A 3,029-nucleotide genomic window follows, 5' to 3' on the forward strand; every position below is an offset into this window, starting at 1 on the left:
ATCATGATCACGCCCGGCAAAGATGGTGTTAGCGTGCTCATTACCGAGAAAAGAGGCGAATAGCTGCGTTTGTGACTAGAGTAACAGGCTGGACATGGCAAAAAGGCATGGCTGCGCCTATAGACTTAAGTCGGAGCGCAAGCCATGCCCAGCCTGATTATTCAACACTTGCCGCACGCCGACCACTTCGCACTGGAGGACTTCTTTCCGGCAGAGCGGGTGGTGTCCTGTAGCAGATGGAGAGCGGCACGCTGTTCAAGATGGGCGGCGTGTATGGCTTCGCCGCGGGTTGCGTGTGCGGCGTGATCGCCCAGCGCACCGAGGACGAGCGCGTTGTGCTGGAGGCCAAAGCGATCGCCGTCGAGAACGCGATCCGGGTTGCAGTGGAGGCGGCGAGGAGGTTAGAACTGATTAGTTGACCATCGAGCTGCACGAGCGGGATCCGGCCTTATGTCTCATCGAGGTCATCATGATGCGGTGGACACCAGCTCCGGGACAAACTAGGTAAGCACTCCGATCACGCATCGTTCACACTTGCAGGCCTACCTCTGCCATCAGCGGCGCAAGCTGCACTGGCCGGCCAGAGTGTGCCGAGCGCCGGATTGCTTCTAACACACAAATCGTCTCAATGCCTTCTTCAAGGTCAGGGGAGTAGGGGCGATTCTCGAGCAGCGCCTCGGCAAAATATTCGGCGTAGTTGGCGAATTCGCCGTAATGCATGCCATGCACTTCGTTGTTGAAGTAATAGGCGCGCTTGCCGTAGAGCGGATCCTCAACGATGTCGCCGTCGGGCGAGGTGTGGATGTAGCGCATGTCATGATACTGGGCCAGGCTGGTTCCCTCTGAGCCATATAGCATCAGCTCGATCGCATTGCGAGCGGATGGCAGATCATGGAGACCGTAATGACCCATCGCTCGGCCGATGCGTCCATCGCTGCTGCGCAAGTTGGCGGCGTAGATATCAAATCCAGCGCCATACTTCTGGGCCAGTGACGAGCGATATCCAAAAGCGTGCACCTCGATGATACGGCCGAGATACCAGCGCACTAGGTCCACTGGATGGCTCAGGCACAAGAAGGCCCAATCCGTAGTTGTGGCTGCCCAAGGACTCTTCTCGTAGAACCAATCCATGCGATGCACATAGTGCGCGTCAACGAGTTCTAGCGAGCCAATCTCACCCCGCTCAAACGCTCGCCGTTGTCGCTGGAAGGGTTCAAAGAAACGCGTGCTTTGTCCCACCATCAACTTGCGACCGGTGCGCCGGCCTGCTTCTAGCACACGTTTCGCGTCGTCGAGGGAGTTCACCAGTGGCTTCGTGCAGATCACATGTTTGCCTGCCTCGAAAGCCTGCACGACATGCTGGCCATGCAGGTGATCCGGCGTGTAAATACAAACAATGTCCACATCGCTGCGCGCTAGCATTTCCTCGTAACGCGTGGTGTAGAACAGATTGGGACAAATGGCACGTGTTGAAGCGATCTTTTCTTCGTTTAAGTCGCATCCTGCCACAGCGCGGACGTGGGTGGTGCGAAGCCGACCGATGTCCCTGGGGTCGGTCGCTGGATCGCGTGGCACAGGATGGGTCAGCGCCACGAGCATCGTGCGCCCTTCATGCAGACCAAGCACGCCGATTCCAAGCCGATGATTCATGACGTATAGAACCCACGAGAATCAGACACGGTGAACTGTTGCCCACACATCGCGATATGAGTCGAGATCGCGCGTGACTTTGCGTCCAAGCTCTAAGTCTAGGTAGAGCGTTGCAATCTCATATGGACGCATCTCAAAGGTAACAGCGCTCCAAGTGCTTAAAACCTCCAGCGGTGGCTCTGCGGGTGTTGGCGCCAGCCGGTTGATGGTTTCGCCGAGCAAATTAGTCTTGCGCGCGTCGGCGATGCGGCCTGGCAGGCGCAGTCGCACGCTTGTGGCTTGACCGTTGAACTCGACGAGACGCAGAACATACGGATATTGCACGTCCTCAAGTTGGGACTCTCGGTAAAACGCTGTGACGGCGACGTTGTCGGCGTCGCACCACACGCATCCGAAAGCTGGCGGGAGCACGTCGGACGCTTGCTTCGGGTGTGCTCCGTTTGTCTTCTGGAAAGAACAAAGCACCGGGCGCGCAAATTCCTGTGCCAGCTTCCAGCGCTCTGCGTGGTTGATGCGACCGTGGGATATAAAACGAACGCGCACGTCGAGCTGGTCGTAGAAGAAATCTTCATCCCATGGGTCATACATCGTTAGGACATGGAGTAAACGATCGCCATCGCGCAGAAATGCCTGACTTCCGTCGTGCAGCATAAGTACCCCGCGTTCACCGCTGGCCGGGTCGGCCTCAACCAAGTCAACGAGCTGTAGCGCTGTGAACGGGTTGTGCACTTCCTCAAACCACTGCTTCGAAGTCATCCAGTCCCCGATTGGATACTTTTTGAGGTATGTGCCGTGTGGATTGACCTGGCTTACGCCATAAGGGTGATCGTGAATGAGGGTATAGGGGAACCGAACAGCGATCGGCGTGCACAATGCAGCGTTCACACCACCATCTGGTCTGGGCAGGTTGCGGGCTGTGTAGTGCAAATCTACAGCATCCTGATCCAGGGCTAAAGTAATCGTAATGGTGACAAGCGCCCCGTCACGCCCGAATCGGTTGATGCGAATCGCGTCGCCTGTCAGGACCACATCGGCCCGCTCGAAACAGTCTGCTATCCCGTTGCGCACCATGGACAAATCAGCAAGTGGCCGTGTCGCATCCAACGCCCCATCGGGAAAGGCTTCACCGGTGATTTGTACGATCTTGCCGAGATTACAGTTGACGGTGACAGAGAGTGCGCCGCGCCTCAGGGTGATCATTCCATTGTCTTTGATCTGCTCGATAGACGGCAGATCATCGTCGCGCATGTGATCAGTGATGGCGCAGTAGCCGAATGGGGGAATGTTGCGAAGGTGAAATTTCTGACCCGTTTCCGGATCAACGATGACGGCGCTGCGCGGCCATCCAAGCGGGTTGTAGGCGACCGGACACCCTACAC

The 3,029-nt window shown here is 57.0% G+C and carries 2 protein-coding genes and 1 pseudogene; 1 reads left to right on the plus strand and 2 read right to left on the minus strand.

The genetic code is table 11. The features are described 5' to 3' along the window. Positions 1-233: 233 nt before the first annotated feature. Positions 234-419, plus strand: a pseudogene (locus tag GXH28_RS15465) (uridine phosphorylase); the annotation flags it as partial. A 109-nt stretch (positions 420-528) separates the two neighbouring features. Here the strand turns inward: GXH28_RS15465 and GXH28_RS15470 are convergent. Then, entirely contained in the window at positions 529-1,650 is a 1,122-nt protein-coding gene (locus tag GXH28_RS15470) for a Gfo/Idh/MocA family protein (RefSeq protein WP_169239914.1), read from the minus strand. 21 nt (positions 1,651-1,671) lie between these two features. Continuing rightward, a partial coding sequence (locus GXH28_RS15475; protein ID WP_169239915.1) for a glycosyl hydrolase-related protein occupies positions 1,672-3,029 on the minus strand: 1,358 nt, incomplete at its 5' end.

It is taken from the genome of Candidatus Roseilinea sp. NK_OTU-006 (assembly GCF_012931985.1).
Classification (GTDB): Bacteria; Chloroflexota; Anaerolineae; order J036; family Brachytrichaceae; genus JAAFGM01.